The 16,535-nt window shown below is 39.5% G+C and carries 16 protein-coding genes, 1 pseudogene and 1 riboswitch; of the genes and pseudogenes, 2 read left to right on the top strand and 15 right to left on the bottom strand.

Annotation, left to right across the window (positions count from 1 at the left end; genetic code table 11):
• Positions 1–50: 50 nt before the first annotated feature.
• On the bottom strand, positions 51–599 hold the full coding sequence (locus BQ4305_RS10525; protein WP_110927740.1) for a hypothetical protein: 549 nt from the start codon (positions 597–599) through the stop codon (positions 51–53).
• 213 nt (positions 600–812) lie between these two features.
• Between BQ4305_RS10525 and metA the strand changes: the two genes are divergently transcribed.
• Positions 813–1,721 (top strand): homoserine O-acetyltransferase MetA, encoded by a 909-nt coding sequence (gene metA, locus BQ4305_RS10520; RefSeq protein WP_110927739.1) that lies wholly within the window; start codon positions 813–815, stop codon positions 1,719–1,721.
• A gap of 81 nt (positions 1,722–1,802) precedes the next feature.
• Here metA and BQ4305_RS10515 read toward each other — a convergent pair whose 3' ends face one another.
• Entirely contained in the window at positions 1,803–2,501 is a 699-nt protein-coding gene (locus BQ4305_RS10515) for a class I SAM-dependent methyltransferase (RefSeq protein ID WP_110927738.1), read from the bottom strand.
• A 121-nt stretch (positions 2,502–2,622) separates the two neighbouring features.
• Positions 2,623–2,727: riboswitch (TPP riboswitch) on the top strand.
• 71 nt (positions 2,728–2,798) lie between these two features.
• Here BQ4305_RS10515 and BQ4305_RS10510 point away from each other — a divergent pair.
• On the top strand, positions 2,799–3,563 hold the full coding sequence (locus BQ4305_RS10510) for a 3-oxoacyl-ACP reductase (RefSeq protein ID WP_110927737.1): 765 nt from the start codon (positions 2,799–2,801) through the stop codon (positions 3,561–3,563).
• Between the two features lie 166 nt (positions 3,564–3,729).
• Here BQ4305_RS10510 and ltrA (BQ4305_RS10505) read toward each other — a convergent pair whose 3' ends face one another.
• The 13 genes and pseudogenes from ltrA (BQ4305_RS10505) to istA form a co-directional block, all read right to left on the bottom strand.
• Positions 3,730–4,989: a group II intron reverse transcriptase/maturase gene (gene ltrA / locus BQ4305_RS10505; protein ID WP_110926455.1), complete on the bottom strand. Its 1,260-nt coding sequence runs from the start codon at positions 4,987–4,989 to the stop codon at positions 3,730–3,732.
• A 158-nt stretch (positions 4,990–5,147) separates the two neighbouring features.
• The gene (locus tag BQ4305_RS21450) at positions 5,148–5,318 is read right to left on the bottom strand and encodes a hypothetical protein (protein ID WP_199880500.1); all 171 of its coding nucleotides are present in this window, start codon (positions 5,316–5,318) and stop codon (positions 5,148–5,150) included.
• A 296-nt stretch (positions 5,319–5,614) separates the two neighbouring features.
• A complete protein-coding gene (gene ltrA / locus BQ4305_RS10495; RefSeq protein WP_110926455.1) occupies positions 5,615–6,874 on the bottom strand; it encodes a group II intron reverse transcriptase/maturase in 1,260 nt (419 codons plus the stop codon).
• Positions 6,875–7,032: 158 nt separating this feature from the next.
• Positions 7,033–7,203 (bottom strand): hypothetical protein, encoded by a 171-nt coding sequence (locus BQ4305_RS21445; RefSeq protein ID WP_199880500.1) that lies wholly within the window; start codon positions 7,201–7,203, stop codon positions 7,033–7,035.
• A gap of 292 nt (positions 7,204–7,495) precedes the next feature.
• Entirely contained in the window at positions 7,496–7,924 is a 429-nt protein-coding gene (gene mntR, locus BQ4305_RS10485) for a transcriptional regulator MntR (RefSeq protein WP_110927736.1), read from the bottom strand.
• Positions 7,925–8,030: 106 nt separating this feature from the next.
• Positions 8,031–9,242: pseudogene (locus tag BQ4305_RS10480) on the bottom strand (DNA topoisomerase); the annotation flags it as partial.
• A 924-nt stretch (positions 9,243–10,166) separates the two neighbouring features.
• Positions 10,167–10,352, bottom strand: coding sequence for a hypothetical protein (locus BQ4305_RS10475; RefSeq protein WP_110927734.1), 186 nt, complete (start codon positions 10,350–10,352; stop codon positions 10,167–10,169).
• 427 nt (positions 10,353–10,779) lie between these two features.
• A complete protein-coding gene (locus BQ4305_RS10470; RefSeq protein WP_110927733.1) occupies positions 10,780–11,376 on the bottom strand; it encodes a cupin domain-containing protein in 597 nt (198 codons plus the stop codon).
• Between the two features lie 119 nt (positions 11,377–11,495).
• The gene (locus BQ4305_RS10465; RefSeq protein WP_110927732.1) at positions 11,496–11,945 is read right to left on the bottom strand and encodes a YhcN/YlaJ family sporulation lipoprotein; all 450 of its coding nucleotides are present in this window, start codon (positions 11,943–11,945) and stop codon (positions 11,496–11,498) included.
• Between the two features lie 79 nt (positions 11,946–12,024).
• A complete protein-coding gene (locus tag BQ4305_RS10460) occupies positions 12,025–12,231 on the bottom strand; it encodes a DUF1657 domain-containing protein (protein WP_031537037.1) in 207 nt (68 codons plus the stop codon).
• Positions 12,232–12,441: 210 nt separating this feature from the next.
• Positions 12,442–12,660 (bottom strand): hypothetical protein, encoded by a 219-nt coding sequence (locus BQ4305_RS10455; protein ID WP_035416354.1) that lies wholly within the window; start codon positions 12,658–12,660, stop codon positions 12,442–12,444.
• A 1,471-nt stretch (positions 12,661–14,131) separates the two neighbouring features.
• Positions 14,132–14,851 carry an IS21-like element helper ATPase IstB gene (istB, locus tag BQ4305_RS10445; protein ID WP_110927730.1) on the bottom strand — a complete coding sequence of 240 codons (720 nt, stop codon included), beginning with the start codon at positions 14,849–14,851 and terminating at the stop codon, positions 14,132–14,134.
• Positions 14,851–16,353: an IS21 family transposase gene (gene istA, locus BQ4305_RS10440; RefSeq protein ID WP_110927729.1), complete on the bottom strand. Its 1,503-nt coding sequence runs from the start codon at positions 16,351–16,353 to the stop codon at positions 14,851–14,853. The genes istB and istA overlap by 1 nt, the downstream gene beginning before the upstream one ends.
• Between the last annotated feature and the right edge of the window lie 182 nt (positions 16,354–16,535).

Here is a 16,535-nt window from a genome sequence, read left to right as displayed (position 1 = left end):
ACTTTAGTTTACATCTCAGCTATCCTGTTTTCCATTCTTAGAATCTGTTTTTATCTGGAGACTATCTTTTCTGTCATTTCCAAAGACTGAATCAAGTATTCGGTCATATCCTCCAGATCGTCCATTTGATCTTCTGTCACCAAACGGCCAAACCTGATAGTCCAAGCCGATGAACAAGATGTTTCGGCCTGATTATTTTGATTTTCAGTCACCGTTAATTCAATCAGCCGCTTTGTTCCCCAAATTCGCTCGAGCTCCTGTTTCATGGCTGAAATCTCTTTTTCGCTTAAACGGATGTTTATCCAAATGGATATTTCAACAGAGCTTCCAGCTTCCTTTTCATTCACTTGGGATGTAAGGAGTTCTGCAGCCAAATTGGCAAGGGAAGCATTTAAGGTCAATGTTCCCCTTATTTTTTTCTCCATTGTCTGCTTCGTCTCATGCTTCAGCTCAAATTCTATTGAATAATTCCTTGATAGTTTTGAAAGATTTACGGTTTCTTCTCGGTCTGTTACTAAAATATCGCCTATTAAATCGCGGTCATAGACGGCCCCTTCTATGACGACTTTCATATTCTCAAATGCTGTTGGATCAAACAATTACCTCTCTCCTCTTTCTTGCAGCACAGCTGCGCCAATTCAATGAGTCCCGGCATGGTTTCTGCCCCTTCTCATTTTACACTTTATCCTCGCTGAAATCGTTCATTTCGTCTCAGGCAGTGTTAAAATTCCCTTTTTCCGGGCTCATGACTTTCATATTTTCAAAAATTCTATATAATAAGACTATTATGTTTACAATGAAGGAGGCCCATCATGCCAATCAGAATTCCTAAAAGACTTCCTGCAAAAGAAATACTGGAGGAGGAAAACATCTTTGTCATGGATGAAGAGCGGGCGGTCTCGCAAGACATCCGTCCCCTCAATATAGTAATCCTGAATTTAATGCCTGAGAAAGAAAAAGCCGAAGCGCAATTGCTGCGTTTTCTTGGAAATACGCCGCTGCAGGTGAATATTACCTTTCTGAGGCTTTCAACACACACTTCCAAAAACACTTCCAAATTGCATTTAGATCAGTTTTACAAATCGTTTGATGAAGTGAAGGATAAAAAATACGATGGCCTGATCATGACAGGAGCACCCATTGAAAAACTTCCTTTTCAAGAGGTAGATTACTGGGAAGAGTTAAAACAGATCATGGATTGGTCCCAGAAAAATGTCACATCCAACCTACATATATGCTGGGGAGCCCAGGCAGCTTTTTACCATCATTATGGCATTGAAAAGTTCGAGCTCCCCCAGAAATGCTTCGGCGTTTTCGAGCACGAAGTCCTTATACCAAATGAAGACCTCGTCCGCGGATTCGATGACTTCTTTTTTGCCCCTCATTCACGGCATACAGACATTGATTATGAAAAGCTAAAGGACCACCCTGAGTTAAAAGTGCTGGCAAAGTCGGAGGAGGCAGGTGTTTTAATGGCCGTGTCAAAAAATGGCCGCAACATCATGATCACCGGCCATTTTGAATATGACGCCTTTACCCTTGGGGAAGAATTTAAGCGTGATCGGCAGCGCGGACTGGATACTGCGCTTCCTTTGAATTATTATCCAAACAATGATCCAGAACAAATACCGATTTATCGCTGGAAGAGCCATTGCAGTCTCATGTTCTCCAACTGGCTGAACTACTATGTATATCAGCTTACTCCATATGAATGGTCCTGATGCAGAAAGCCGGTTTAAAAACCGGCTTTTCAGCTTTCCGCCCCTTCTCACCCACAAATCTGCATGCCAAAGTATATTCCATTATGATCTGTCCAATGCTGTTTGGAAAACAAACAGCCACATAAACGAAACGGCCATCTTCAGTTCCTCTGAAAAGTGACCAAGTTCAGCAAAATTCATTCCTCTTTTCGGCACTCCTTTTTCACCCTTAAGCTTCCAGCCCATCGTATCCGCCAGCTTTTTCAATTCCCAGGCCTGCATTGTATTCATGATCACTTTGTCGCCAAATAATCTGCGGAATGCATGCATCCTCGGTGCAGCAGTCGGTCCTAACAGCCCAATGCAGATGAACCCACCAGGTTTCACAATTCTTTCCATCTCAGCCAATGCGCGTACAGGAACTTCAGTCCATTCTAAAGAATTGACGGCAAGTGCTGCATCAAACATATTTGCTTCAAAAGGAAGCTCCATTAAATTCCCCGCCAAAAAGTTAAGTTCACTGATTTCTGGATCCATCGCTTTTTCCTTCGCAAGCTCTATCATATCTTTAGAAAAATCAATACCGGTTACTTTATATCCCTGTTTCGCCAGCTTCCATGACCCATAGCCATCACCGCAGCCCAAATCAGCTAATTCGATTTCTGGCGGAAGATATGTTTCCAGGAAAGGGATGATTTCTTTTCGGCTTCCGGACTCCCACATATTTCTGGAATTATCCGCCCAGTGTTCCGCCATTTCATCCCATTTCCCCTGCGCTGACACAGTCCATTCTTTATTCATATGTATATCTCCTTTTTATATTAACGGATTTATTATCTTTTAAATTCTGTACTTGTATATCGAGTTATTTTTTTGCAAGCAGTTTTTTTCGCCCGTTCTATCTTCTTCTGTTATACTTTGTTTGTATCACTAGGGGAGCACATTGCGGCTGAGAAGAGTGTTCAAGCTCTGACCCTTTGAACCTGATCCGATTAATATCGGCGGAGGGAAGTGACTGAAATAGAACTCTTTTCGGTATTTCAGGTCACTCATCAGAGTGGCCTTTTTTATTTATTTACATAAAAGGAGATGTATCACGTGGAATTGAAGGATCAAATCGTGTTAGTTACAGGAAGCAGCAAAGGACTTGGAGCCGCTATTGCCAAAGCGTTCGGAAGAGAAGGAGCACGCGTCGTCATCAATTACCTTCACAGTGAACAAGAAGCAAAAGAGGCAGCTGAAAGAATCGGCTCTGAACGGGCAATCGCGATTAAGGCTGACGTTAGAAATCAAGAAGAAATACAAGATTTATTCCGAATAGCGAAAAACCATTTCGGCGAACCGATCACAACTGTAGTGAACAATGCCTTAGTACATTTCAAATTCGATGCTGTAAATAAAAAAAACGCCAATACTATTTCATGGACTGATTATGAGACGCAGTTTGAAGGAAGCGTTAAAGCAGCCCTTCATACCGTTCAGGCAGCTCTTCCCGGCATGACCGAACGAAATTTTGGGCGTATCATTAATATTGGGACGAACCTCTTTCAAAACCCTGTTGTAGCCTATCATGACTACAACACAAGCAAAGCTGCTCTTCTTGGCTTTACTAGAAATATGGCAAGAGAATTAGGTGAAAAGGGAATCACTGTAAATATGGTGTCAGGAGGCTTATTAGAACAGACGGATGCAAGTTCTGCCACGCCGGAAGAGGTTTTCGAGCTCATACGTCAAAGCACACCTCTGAAAAAAGTGACAACACCAGAAGAAGCTGCGGATGCTGTTCTATTTTTTGCATCCCCATGGAGCCGTTCCGTAACCGGACAGAATCTTGTCGTAGACGGCGGACTCGTTATGGATTAAGTAATCATAGAGTACTCTCTCTATACTCTTCTACTAAAAACGGATAATTTCCTTTTTTAAGGCAGCGTTTTTCTTTGATGAATCCCTAATGCATCGAGTAGGAGGGGGTGATTAACCCCCGACCTCTCACACCACCGTACGTACCGTTCGGTATACGGCGGTTCCATTAAGTTTGACGCAGAAATTCATATCGATTATATAAACTTTTCAACCCTCGGTGACTCCAATACAAGTTATTGAGGGTTTTGTGTAAGATTGGACTACAGGCTATTCTCCAATATTTCTTTCTGGAGTTTCCCCATTCATATGCCTTTTGGTCAGGGACACCTAGACCTTTGAGTTTTCTTACTCTTGTCCTCGGTTTCTTCCATTGTTTCCATTCAAGCATACGGAGTCTCCGTCTAATCCACTCATCAAATTCTTTAAATTTACTTGGTGTATCAGCCAATGCAAAATATCCACACCATCCCGTTAGATATTGATTTAGTTTCTCGATTCTAACTTCCATAGGAATTTGTTTAGAACGGGAGGTTAACTCCCGTATTTTAGCCTTAAGCCTTTTAATACTTTCATTGGCTATTCGAACCTTCGGTTTCTTATTGACCGTAAAGCTAAAGCCAAGAAACTTTCGTTTCCACGGGCGATCAACTGCTGACTTTTCTCTATTTACTTTGAGCTTTAATTTCTGCTCAATAAAGCATGTAATTGAGTTCATCACTCGTTCTCCAGCTTTCTTCGATTTCATGTAAATATTACAATCATCGGCGTAGCGGACAAACTTGTGACCTCTCCTTTCTAACTCTTTATCAAGTTTATCCAAAAGGATATTCGAAAGAAGGGGGCTCAGTGGACCTCCTTGTGGTGTTCCTTCTTCTGCATCATAGACTACACCATTCATCATAATTCCTGCTTGGAGATATTTCCGTATAAGTTTCAAGACCAGCCGGTCTTGGATTCTACTTGCTAATATCCCCATTAACTTATCATGATTGACTCTATCAAAGAATTTCTCCAAGTCCATGTCAATCACCCATCTATAACCTTCACTTATATATTCCCTTGCTTTACGAACCGCATCATGACCTCTTCTATTTGGTCTAAACCCATAACTATGTTCTGAGAAGGTTGGGTCAAGAAGTGGGGTTAGAACTTGGGCGATAGCCTGTTGAATGAACCGGTCTGTCACGGTAGGTATTCCTAGTAATCTTACTCCACCGTTCGGTTTCGGGATTTCGACTCGACGGACTGGGTTAGGTTGATAGGTACCTTCCCTTAATGAATCACAAAGAGTTTCCCAGTTCTCATAGAGATGTCTTCGTAGGGATTTTACGGACATTCCATCTATGCCGTGACTCCCTTTGTTCTTCTCCACACGTTTAAGTGCTTCTATTAAGTTTTCCCGTGACAGAATCAGATCCATTAACATGTGATATTTCCTTTCGACGTGAACGTAGAAATCTAATTATGTTATTCCTGCTCCACCCTCATGAAGTCCCCTGTGGAATTCACCACTTCCTCCTTCAAGTAAGTCCTTTCGGATTGTCTGCTTCTATACAGGAATTATATGCCTAGTTCTCGTTCTTCCTAATAGTTCAGTCCTTCCCATTCCATCTCGAGTTGGAATGGTACTATGACCTCGGCTGACTTCTGATTGTTCAGCTGTCCATCGCTGGATAGGTTACCAAGGGAACTTGGCGTTCCAATCAGACCTCCCCGGGTAAGAGTACAGTCTTTCCCTCCATCTATCTGCTTCATTTACTCTGTACCACCTTCGGCAGTAAGGACTTCGTTTTGTTGTGCAAACTCATCCAATGGTACCTAGCCTTATATGAAGTTCGTGTTCCTCAGACCGGAGGTTTGCCGCTCGCTTCCTTCAGATTCTGCGTCACCACAGACACCCTTGCGTTAAGCTAACCATTACTACTGCCTTCATGGTTCGGGACTCTCACCCTATAGACTGCACCCATGCCGGGCNGCATCGAGTAGGAGGGGGTGATTAACCCCCGACCTCTCACACCACCGTACGTACCGTTCGGTATACGGCGGTTCCATTAAGTTTGACGCAGAAATTCATATCGATTATATAAACTTTTCAACCCTCGGTGACTCCAATACAAGTTATTGAGGGTTTTGTGTAAGATTGGACTACAGGCTATTCTCCAATATTTCTTTCTGGAGTTTCCCCATTCATATGCCTTTTGGTCAGGGACACCTAGACCTTTGAGTTTTCTTACTCTTGTCCTCGGTTTCTTCCATTGTTTCCATTCAAGCATACGGAGTCTCCGTCTAATCCACTCATCAAATTCTTTAAATTTACTTGGTGTATCAGCCAATGCAAAATATCCACACCATCCCGTTAGATATTGATTTAGTTTCTCGATTCTAACTTCCATAGGAATTTGTTTAGAACGGGAGGTTAACTCCCGTATTTTAGCCTTAAGCCTTTTAATACTTTCATTGGCTATTCGAACCTTCGGTTTCTTATTGACCGTAAAGCTAAAGCCAAGAAACTTTCGTTTCCACGGGCGATCAACTGCTGACTTTTCTCTATTTACTTTGAGCTTTAATTTCTGCTCAATAAAGCATGTAATTGAGTTCATCACTCGTTCTCCAGCTTTCTTCGATTTCATGTAAATATTACAATCATCGGCGTAGCGGACAAACTTGTGACCTCTCCTTTCTAACTCTTTATCAAGTTTATCCAAAAGGATATTCGAAAGAAGGGGGCTCAGTGGACCTCCTTGTGGTGTTCCTTCTTCTGCATCATAGACTACACCATTCATCATAATTCCTGCTTGGAGATATTTCCGTATAAGTTTCAAGACCAGCCGGTCTTGGATTCTACTTGCTAATATCCCCATTAACTTATCATGATTGACTCTATCAAAGAATTTCTCCAAGTCCATGTCAATCACCCATCTATAACCTTCACTTATATATTCCCTTGCTTTACGAACCGCATCATGACCTCTTCTATTTGGTCTAAACCCATAACTATGTTCTGAGAAGGTTGGGTCAAGAAGTGGGGTTAGAACTTGGGCGATAGCCTGTTGAATGAACCGGTCTGTCACGGTAGGTATTCCTAGTAATCTTACTCCACCGTTCGGTTTCGGGATTTCGACTCGACGGACTGGGTTAGGTTGATAGGTACCTTCCCTTAATGAATCACAAAGAGTTTCCCAGTTCTCATAGAGATGTCTTCGTAGGGATTTTACGGACATTCCATCTATGCCGTGACTCCCTTTGTTCTTCTCCACACGTTTAAGTGCTTCTATTAAGTTTTCCCGTGACAGAATCAGATCCATTAACATGTGATATTTCCTTTCGACGTGAACGTAGAAATCTAATTATGTTATTCCTGCTCCACCCTCATGAAGTCCCCTGTGGAATTCACCACTTCCTCCTTCAAGTAAGTCCTTTCGGATTGTCTGCTTCTATACAGGAATTATATGCCTAGTTCTCGTTCTTCCTAATAGTTCAGTCCTTCCCATTCCATCTCGAGTTGGAATGGTACTATGACCTCGGCTGACTTCTGATTGTTCAGCTGTCCATCGCTGGATAGGTTACCAAGGGAACTTGGCGTTCCAATCAGACCTCCCCGGGTAAGAGTACAGTCTTTCCCTCCATCTATCTGCTTCATTTACTCTGTACCACCTTCGGCAGTAAGGACTTCGTTTTGTTGTGCAAACTCATCCAATGGTACCTAGCCTTATATGAAGTTCGTGTTCCTCAGACCGGAGGTTTGCCGCTCGCTTCCTTCAGATTCTGCGTCACCACAGACACCCTTGCGTTAAGCTAACCATTACTACTGCCTTCATGGTTCGGGACTCTCACCCTATAGACTGCACCCATGCCGGGCGCACACAAAAAAATAAGCCGCTGGCAGCGGCTTATTTTTCAAATGATATCTTTGTCCATCGAGCTCGCAAACTTTATTTCCCGCTCTCCTCATTTCTTTTCTGGACAGCTCTTAATTCTGCTACGCGTTCTGATGACTCTTCAAAGTATTCTACTAAATCACCAATCCTGTCAATGGCATTCCAGCTTAGATGATGTTCAATCCCTTCAACATCCCGGTAAATATTATCTTCTTCGACGCCGATCACCCGCAGCATCTGTTCCAGAAGTTCATGGCGGTATACAAGCCTTTTCCCAATTTTTTTGCCATTAGGTGTCAGTACCAGCCCGCGGTATTTTTCGTAAATCAGATATTTTTCCTGATCCAATTTTTGAACCATCTTTGTGACGGAAGATGGATGCACAGAAAGATTCTCTGCAATATCTGAAACCCTGGCATACCCTTTTTCTTCTATCAATAAATAGATTTGCTCTATGTAATCCTCCATACTAGGTGTAGGCATTGAATATCCTCCCATTCAAACACTATCTTAAAAATCTTACTATATAAGGAGTCCCGAAACAAGCAAATCCTGATTCGGGACGAAAAACCGCAGTCATTTTTTACGGTTACCGGGCTTCTTTTTTCAAAGAAGGAAAATCAAAGTTTAATTTTTTCTCCATTTCAGACCATTTCAAGGCAGCATCAAATGCATTTTCGCCTTTTTTGAAACCTTTGATGACCGCTGATTGTCCTTCTGACAAAATTTTCTTTACGTTAGCGGCGCTGATTTTCTGGCCTAGTATTTTCTTAGAAATTGTGAACTGGCATTTTGTTTTTTGGTAGCCGGCACAGCCGTAGAATGTACCTTTATCAATGACTTTGTCACCGCATAACTTACAGCTGCCAAGGGAGGCAGCACTTCTTCTCTTCCTCTTGCCGGTTCCCTGTACAGATTCGATATCCATGCCGCTGAAATCCCAGCGGGCAGCATGATCAACTGTATCTGTAATAATCTTGGAGGACATTTTTTTGACTGCTTCCATAAAAACGGCTGGTTTTGCCTGTCCTTTGCCTATTTCATGAAGACGCTGTTCCCACTTTGCCGTCATTTCTGGCGATGCCAAAATTTTATCGCCAATTGCATGAATCAGGATTTTCCCTTTATCTGTCGCATACACCTGGTTTCTTTTGACTTCGATATATTTCCGGTCTTTCAGCATCGTAATGATTCCTGCTCTTGTTGCCTCAGTTCCAAGTCCTTCCGTTTTACTCAGAATTTTTTCAAGCTCATCATTATCTAAATGTTTGCCTGCTGTTTTCATGAGAGTGATCAATTGCCCTTCCGTATAACGCTTAGGCGGCTGAGTTTGCCCCTCCTTCACTTTGACCTTAGAGACCTTGCCTGACTCACCTTCCTGTAAATTCGGAAGCAGAACATCCTCTTCTTCTGAATCTTTTTGGAAAATCACTTTTCTCCAGCCTTCTTGAATCAGCTGTTTCCCTTTCGACACGAATTCTGCCCGTTTATCCACTAATGTCAGAATGGTCGTATAATCAAATACAGCCTTTTCATAGTGTGCCGCAATGAGGCGCCGGATGATGAGATCATAGATTTTCCGTTCATCTTCCGGCAGACGTTCCGGATCCTTCACTTGCTCAGTAGGGATGATGGCATAGTGATCGGTCACTTTCTTGTCATTTACAAATCGCTTATTGTTTATAATGGAAGACTGCGGAACTGGAAGCAAAGATTCATAGGCTGGCAGCGCGCTTAATTTTTTCAGGATATCAGGAAATGTCTCCGCTTCCCCCTTCGTAACATGGCTTGAATCCGATCTGTATCTACTAAAAAGTGGACTTAATGAAAGTGGACTTAATGAAATCGGTTTTAAAGCTAATAACTAATAGGAATAAACTTATTATATTACATTTAGTAAATTAGCATCTATAAATGTTTATTTCTTTATAAAGATTGTTTTAATAGGGGAGATTAGTTTAGCAGTTAAGGGGACAGAAAAGAAGAATGTTGTTGTTGATGCAGTATGAAATTAAAATCGGTGAAAAGATGTTGTTTCATTGGATAAATAAAGATGGTTGAATAATAACTGATATACAAAATAAGGGAGTTTCACAAATATTTGTCTAGATGATCGCATTATGAATGTCCGACTTACAGCTAATGCCCATGATACTGGTAGTTCTCCCGATGTTAACCTCACTTGAACATAACTAACCTCCATAAAAAAACCTAGACCTCCTTATGAATTACTCATGAAGTGTTATTATAACTATTTTAATTTTAAGTGATCTTCTTACATGGGTTTAGACAAAAAGGAGAGTTTTACATAAACTCCGTACTGAAACAAAGCCAGATACGTAAAACAAAAATTACAGAATCTTTACCCTTTTGGATTTCTAATTGCCAAAAGAATTTTGAGTTAAAAAAATGAGAGAGAAGAAAAACGACTGTTCAAAAATGTGGCAGTCGTTATTTTGGTTGTGCTTTCTTTAAATCTTAAAGCAATCTTTTGGAAAGAAGGCTAAAAATACAGCCTTCTTTTTGTTTCTTGGTAGTTTTTTCTAGTTGCATCATTGTATATTTTACCCATTATACCCACATTTTAACATTTGTATTTTTTAATTGAATTTGAGCATAATAATCAGTTTTTATTCTTTTGGGTTGGATACATTATTAACCGAACCACAAAAAAGACAAATGCAAGCGTTATAGTTGACGAATAAAAAGAACTAATAAGCAAAAATTATTTCTTATCATTATTTGAATTTACCTTTTTAGAAATTACTTTATATTGGAAGTCAGGTGGTAAGCATTCTCTAATAAAATGGTCAAATGCTTGTTTAGATTCAAACACGAGTTCACCAATGATTTTATTTTCAATTTCAAGTTCTTTTCCTTTAGCATCAAAAAGTTTTACTTTAAACATCATTTCAGTAACTCCCTATTCGTACCATTACCTTTATTTTATCATATCTATCCTAATTTCTTTGAAATTATCAGTATAAATACTCAAGTCGTTTGACAGACATAAACAGTCCATTTAGGGCTTAATTTAGATTAAAATAAGGCTTTGTTCACATGAGAAAATAAGGTTTAAATCTATGTATTGTCAAATTAATAATCACTTGCTTAATTATCCATTTCGGATATATGCAATCCTAGTTGGAATTTGTACATCCATTTCAAAATAAAAATAAAAAAACAGTAAAAACCGTTTAAGTTCTTACTGTTTTTTGGGTGATTACACCAAATCAATTATTTAATATCGATAACACCCCTTCAGATAAAAAATCTAAAGAGGTAAAACGGTGCAACTTTTTTATAAACGGTTAAACTTTATTTTAAATCTACATCAGTTAAAAACCTCTATTTCCTTCGCCATAATGATGAGCTTCTTCTGCAGCCATTGCTTCTTCTTTAGTGACATGAACAGTACCAAACGGATGATTAGGTGGAGCATATATTGAATAAAGTTTTAATGGAGTATTGCCAGTATTGATTAAATTATGCCATGTTCCAGCCGGTATCATAATAGCAGAGTCATCAAATACTCTTCTCTCGAAATTCAAATTATCCGGGCTATTCCCCATTCGTACAATTCCTTGACCTTGTTCAAGACGTAAGAATTGATCCACGTCTGAGTGCATTTCCAACCCAATATCTTCACCAACATTAATACTCATTAAAGTAACTTGAAGATATTTTCCGGTCCATAAAGCAGTACGGAATGCATTATTGTGCTTTGATGCTTCATTGATATTGACCACAAATGGGTTCTGTCCATAATCTGTTAACAAAAAATTATCGCTGCCATTTGGGGAGCGAAAAGAATCAAATTTGTTTATCTGCTCTATCCCATTAGGAGAAGTAAAGTAATCAGACTGTCTTCCATAGTTATACACAGGTATATTAACATAATAAGGATACTGATATACATATGGGTTGTAGTACATTTTTCTCAATCCCTTCACAGTTCATCAAATTATCCTATGTACTATAGGAGGAATGTGTACTTGACTTATGTAACTTTAAAGAAAGAAACATTTTCGTTTTTCCTTCATCAAAGGTAAAATTACCTTCTGAGCGTTCCTACCCTATGCATCTTCTTATCTGTGTTGCCTTTTTGAAGTTTTTGTTCTAATTGTTCCAATTCCCAAAACATTTTTTTATCTGTTGAAACAATTATTTCATGGTTTGGGTACATTTTTTCCAAGTCGGACTTTACTGACTTTTCAATTTTCTTTAATCGAAAGCGATCAAAATTATCAACTTTTATTGCTACAAAAAGCTCTTTATCTGTATTCACAGCCTTTACATCTGAAATTTCTTCTTTGGTAATAATCTTTTCTTTAGCCCTATTGGCAACAGATTGACCGATGGGTTTACTCGTATGTACTTGTGAAATACCTAAATGATTGTTATCCTCATCTAACTGATTTTGGTTATCGTTACATCCTGTTCCAAACCCGATCACGGCTAAAATGGAAAGAAAAATTTTTATTTTGGTTATTTTGTCTTTCATGAAACCATCTCCGTTTTTCCCATTATTTAAAGGAATTAAAAAAGGTTGGTTGGGAGGCCAACCTTTTTTATCTTACTCATTATTGTTGTTTGTATTGAGGTTCTTCTTGTTCAATTTGTTGAACGCGTGGTTCAAGGCTGTTAATAACAGATTGGGTTTGTTTAGCAGCATCTTGGTAAAGTTGCTTTGCCTGTTGATTATCTGTACCAAGAGCAAATGTTTCGAAACTTGCTTGTGCACTTTTTAATCCTGCTAGAGCTGTCTTAACATCATTTATTACTGTCATGATGAATCCTCCTTGAATTTTTTGACCTTTTTAGATTACCCGAATCAGAATTTTCTTATGTGGTGAATTTTTTGGGAATATAGTTATAAAATTACTTTTGGTGAATAGCACCATTTTTTCTGTAGTAACCTCGTTTCCAAATCCCCATCAGTTCTTCTATTTGGCGACGATTATAGGTTTGCGATGTATAATCTTTTTGGGTAATATGTCTCATCTCAAATTTTTTCCACCGTTCCCTTTACTGAACTTAATTAAACACAATAAATATAGAAAACCGCCTGCAACCTCATTTGATGCTTGTTTTAATGCTTCTGAAGCAAGAGTAGTATTAGCAGCAGATTGTTCAATCGCTGAAGTTATCATATCTTTTACTATAGAAGAGGCTGCCTCTGCTTGTTTTAATTTATTAGTATCAATTTGATTAGCCATGCTACTTCCTCCTGTTTGTGGTTTAGTACAAAGATAGAATGCCTCGAATAAAATGTTTTATCCTCAATTCTAAATAGCAATTATTCCTTTGGATAGACAATTATTGAGATTCCTTTCGTTTTAAAATTAAGCCAAAATATTACTAAAATAAATCTTCTGTAGCTTTGAAATAAAGTTGCAATACTAATAAAAAAGACGCGATATTTTTAAGAAAGTCGCGACGTTTATAAAAAAGATGCGATGTTCTAGCCCTTAACAAAGCACCAATTACAGATTTAAGCCTGATTTAAAATCCCTTTTCATGAATTCAGAACCGCAATATTATTACGATCCATCTCGGGAAAATAATCAGGTTGAAAATTTAGACCAAAGGATTTGGGGTATAAGGCCATTTTCTTTAGACCATTTTTTAGGCCTTTTCCCTTTAGACCATTTTTTGGATCTCCCTTCTTTTGGAGACCATATTGGTGGGGAAGCCCATTTCTAGGCGGTTTATTAGGTGGTTTGTTGGCTGGTACGTTATTGAGCCCATTTTGGTATGGTTATCCTTATTTTTATTATCCGTATTATCCGTATATCTTTTTTTAGCATCATGACTCTGTATAAATTAAAATCATCACTAATACAACATGTATTATAAACAGGTATTTTGAAGTATAAAATTGAGAATAGGAGTTTGGAGTCCAGATTGGAGCTGACACCACTTCACGGGGTAGCGTCAGGATTTTCACAATTTACAACGTTAAGAATACAATCGTTGTTATATCAAGGGGTATGAGGTTTATATCAATATGGTCTAATCTATTGGGACTTAACCGATTTTACGTAAAATAAAGCTTACTAGTGTCTCGTAAGACTTGTCTCAAAAGTCTTATCGTTGTTAAATCCTTCGTTTTTAACAATGAAAACAGCTTAACGTTGTAAATCCGCATTTTCGGGACGCTACCCCTTCACGAGCTTAGAGCTAATGGTTTAGTTACCGGTTATAAAAACGGTTAGTTCATAAAACGAACAACAGTTCGGTTTATCTCTCCATTAAAGAGATTATTATACTTAATAAACAAGGAAATGGGACCTCATTGAGAAGTCCCATTTTGTTTGGGAAAAATGATCCTGTATAGGTAATCTTCACAGATAGACGTTAGTAATTTATTTTTAGAATAGAATATGTGTCTTTGTGATAAGAGTGCAATTCTCATTAATTTAAATAATTTAACTTGCCTATAAAGGAAATAAACATAAATGATTTTAGTTTTGCACGAATTATTTCGTCAGCTCAAGGAAACTTACCTTATTACACAATAAATAAAAAAACGGAGTGAACTAAAAAGGGATTTAGATATATGGGATCAAGGGAGTAATAGTAACTTTACTGAAGTTTAAATTATTTTTTACTTATGGGATTTCGGAGTGTATTTGGCAAGCAAAAAATGAATGAAACGGCAGATAAAAATGCAACCACTTGCCAACGTTAACTTTTAAGTATAGATTCCTTGTAGCGATGACTTTCACCATTGAATACCACTAAATGAGAATGGTGGATCAGCCGGTCAATGACAGCCTCGGTAAGGATCGGATCGCCAAAGACATGGTTCCATTGGCCAAATTGAAGATTGGTTGTCATGATGATGCTCCTTGCTTCATAACACATTGAAATGACTTGAAATAAAAGCTCACCTCCCTCTTTGTGCAAAGGGATATAACCTAATTCATCAAGAATCAGTAGATCCAGTTTCTCTATTTGCTTGAACAGTTTTCCCAGGGTCCCTTTCTCATTTGCTTCCAGAAGCCTGTTTACCAAGCCTGCCACCGTATAGAATTTTACCGACTTGCCAAATCTATGTATGGCATTCAAACCTATCAGTGTCGCAAGATAGGTTTTCCCGACTCCGACCCCGCCATAAAAAATCGCATTCTCCTGCATTCCAGTGAATTCACCGTTCAGAAGGTTCTCCTTTGTCATTCCTGCCGGAATTTGAATTTGGCTCCAGTCAAAGGGCTTTCCATTCACCTTTGGCAAAGTTGCCTGAGTTAGAAGAAGATTGGTCTTGCGCTCTTCACGTTGCTGAATTTCCGCTTCGAACAGCTTGAGTAAGTACTCCTGGTTGGTTGATGCGTCCACTTCGTGAAAGTGTCTCTTAATCCAGCTTAGCTTCAGCCGTTTGGCATAGGATTGGATTTCGCTGTTCATTATGCATCCACCCCTTTGTGGAGCTTGTCATAATGTGTTAGGCCCCGCGTCACTTCGGGCAGTTCAGGAAGCGTCATCTTTGGCTTTATCTCGTCTCGCATCCCACGGCCATTGATAAGTTGATAGAATACCTGTTTGATAGCCTCCACGGAGGGATGCCCATGTTCGGATGCGATAACCAATGCCTTCGTGATAGCACTGAATTCATGATCTTTTAAAATGACGGATAAGAGCCTTAACGCCTCCGGCTTTTCGGCAACCGTGCACGATTCGAAGTAATTCTTCCATTCTTCCGGCAACTGGCCATAAAAACTGGTGTATTTGAGTGCCGTAGGGCGTTTGGCCATTAAGTTCAGGTATGGCTGCCATTTCATCGATTTTCTGTACTGGCCATACAGCCGGGAATGACTAACGACCAGCTCATTTTCATCATTTAAAATATCCACTTTGTCATATGAGATTCTTGCCAGGACCTTGCTTAGCGCGTATCTTGGCGAAGTTGAATAGAGATTGAGATCAAGCTTAATATAACCATATTTATCGGCCTTCAGAGTTTCGTATCTGACACATTCATACTCTTTTGGAGGGAGGAGAAGGAAAGCTTTCCTGTCATCCTCAAATAGCTGTGATATCATCCATTCCTTTTGGTAATGCTTCCTTTCCCTGTCACGTTCAGCTTTTCCCCAAAGTTCTTTATTCAGCTCATCGAGCTCTATTACATGGAGGCCGGGAAGAAGGAAGTTATTCCTGACATACTTCACCATCGCTTCGACATGGCCTTTCTCATTACCGCTATTCGGATTACAGAATTCAGGCTCAAAACCATAATGAAGAACGAAGTTCTGGAATTCGTCGGTTAAGTGCCGTTTGCCGTTTGGCAATACCTTTTTCACGGCAGGGGAAAGGTTGTCAAACCGGATTGTTTTTGGCACTCCTCCCATATGGTGAAACATCCGTTTCATCCCTTCAAGGAAACACTCCTTGTTTTGGGAAGGAAAGGCTTGAAAATAAAATGAGTTGCTAAAAGGGAATGACATGACCAAGTATGGCAATACAATTTCCTCTCCGCCATATTCAAACGGAGCTTCCCCAAAATCCACCTGCGCGGTTCCCGGCACTGCTTCTAGCGGAAGTGCTGCCTCATCTGCCACGTTCTGGAATTCTTTTTTCCTTAAAGATACATACTCACGGACAGTACGATCGGAACCTTTAAACTCATGATGTTCCTTTAGCAGTTCCCACAATCTTTTGGCTGTACGGCGGAATTTCTTTTTCTTCTTAAAGTCCTCCTTGATCCACTCATCCAATATTGCTTTTACTGGACCTAGCACGGGTGAAATCCTTACTTGTCTTTTCTTAGGTTTTTCGTTGAAATCCTCCATATCTGCATACTTCTTAACTGTCCGTGGATCTTTCCCCATCTTCTTAGCTACTTCTGCATATCCATTATCTTTATTGTTTACTTCATGTCTGATATAATTAATTTCGGCCACTGCCAACATCTCCTTAAATACCTCCTGCACGACTTTGTCCCAACAGGAAGTGTATGAGTTTTTGAGGATGTTGACAAGTGGTTTTTTTAATTTGTGCAGGCCCCTCGGGGCCTGCACAAATTAAATGCCATAGCCTACATTTCTATAGTGCCATAAACAATTTCGGAGCATTAAAGTACCTAAAGAATTAC

Origin of the sequence: Bacillus massiliglaciei (genome assembly GCF_900098925.1) — a bacterium.
Lineage (GTDB): Bacteria > Bacillota > Bacilli > Bacillales > DSM-1321 > Peribacillus > Peribacillus massiliglaciei.
The sequence above is the reverse complement of the archived record's forward strand: the minus strand, read 5'-3'. Positions and strand labels throughout refer to the sequence as shown.

Coding starts and splice junctions, on each gene's coding strand:
- metA (WP_110927739.1), top strand. CDS start 813: ATGCCAATCAGAATTCCTAAAAGACTTCCTGCAAAAGAAATACTGGAG.
- BQ4305_RS10515 (WP_110927738.1), bottom strand. CDS start 2,501: ATGAATAAAGAATGGACTGTGTCAGCGCAGGGGAAATGGGATGAAATG.
- ltrA (WP_110926455.1), bottom strand. CDS start 4,989: ATGTTAATGGATCTGATTCTGTCACGGGAAAACTTAATAGAAGCACTT.
- BQ4305_RS21450 (WP_199880500.1), bottom strand. CDS start 5,318: ATGAAGCAGATAGATGGAGGGAAAGACTGTACTCTTACCCGGGGAGGT.
- ltrA (WP_110926455.1), bottom strand. CDS start 6,874: ATGTTAATGGATCTGATTCTGTCACGGGAAAACTTAATAGAAGCACTT.
- BQ4305_RS21445 (WP_199880500.1), bottom strand. CDS start 7,203: ATGAAGCAGATAGATGGAGGGAAAGACTGTACTCTTACCCGGGGAGGT.
- mntR (WP_110927736.1), bottom strand. CDS start 7,924: ATGCCTACACCTAGTATGGAGGATTACATAGAGCAAATCTATTTATTG.
- BQ4305_RS10475 (WP_110927734.1), bottom strand. CDS start 10,352: ATGATGTTTAAAGTAAAACTTTTTGATGCTAAAGGAAAAGAACTTGAA.
- BQ4305_RS10470 (WP_110927733.1), bottom strand. CDS start 11,376: ATGTACTACAACCCATATGTATATCAGTATCCTTATTATGTTAATATA.
- BQ4305_RS10465 (WP_110927732.1), bottom strand. CDS start 11,945: ATGAAAGACAAAATAACCAAAATAAAAATTTTTCTTTCCATTTTAGCC.
- BQ4305_RS10460 (WP_031537037.1), bottom strand. CDS start 12,231: ATGACAGTAATAAATGATGTTAAGACAGCTCTAGCAGGATTAAAAAGT.
- BQ4305_RS10455 (WP_035416354.1), bottom strand. CDS start 12,660: ATGGCTAATCAAATTGATACTAATAAATTAAAACAAGCAGAGGCAGCC.
- istB (WP_110927730.1), bottom strand. CDS start 14,851: ATGAACAGCGAAATCCAATCCTATGCCAAACGGCTGAAGCTAAGCTGG.
- istA (WP_110927729.1), bottom strand. CDS start 16,353: ATGTTGGCAGTGGCCGAAATTAATTATATCAGACATGAAGTAAACAAT.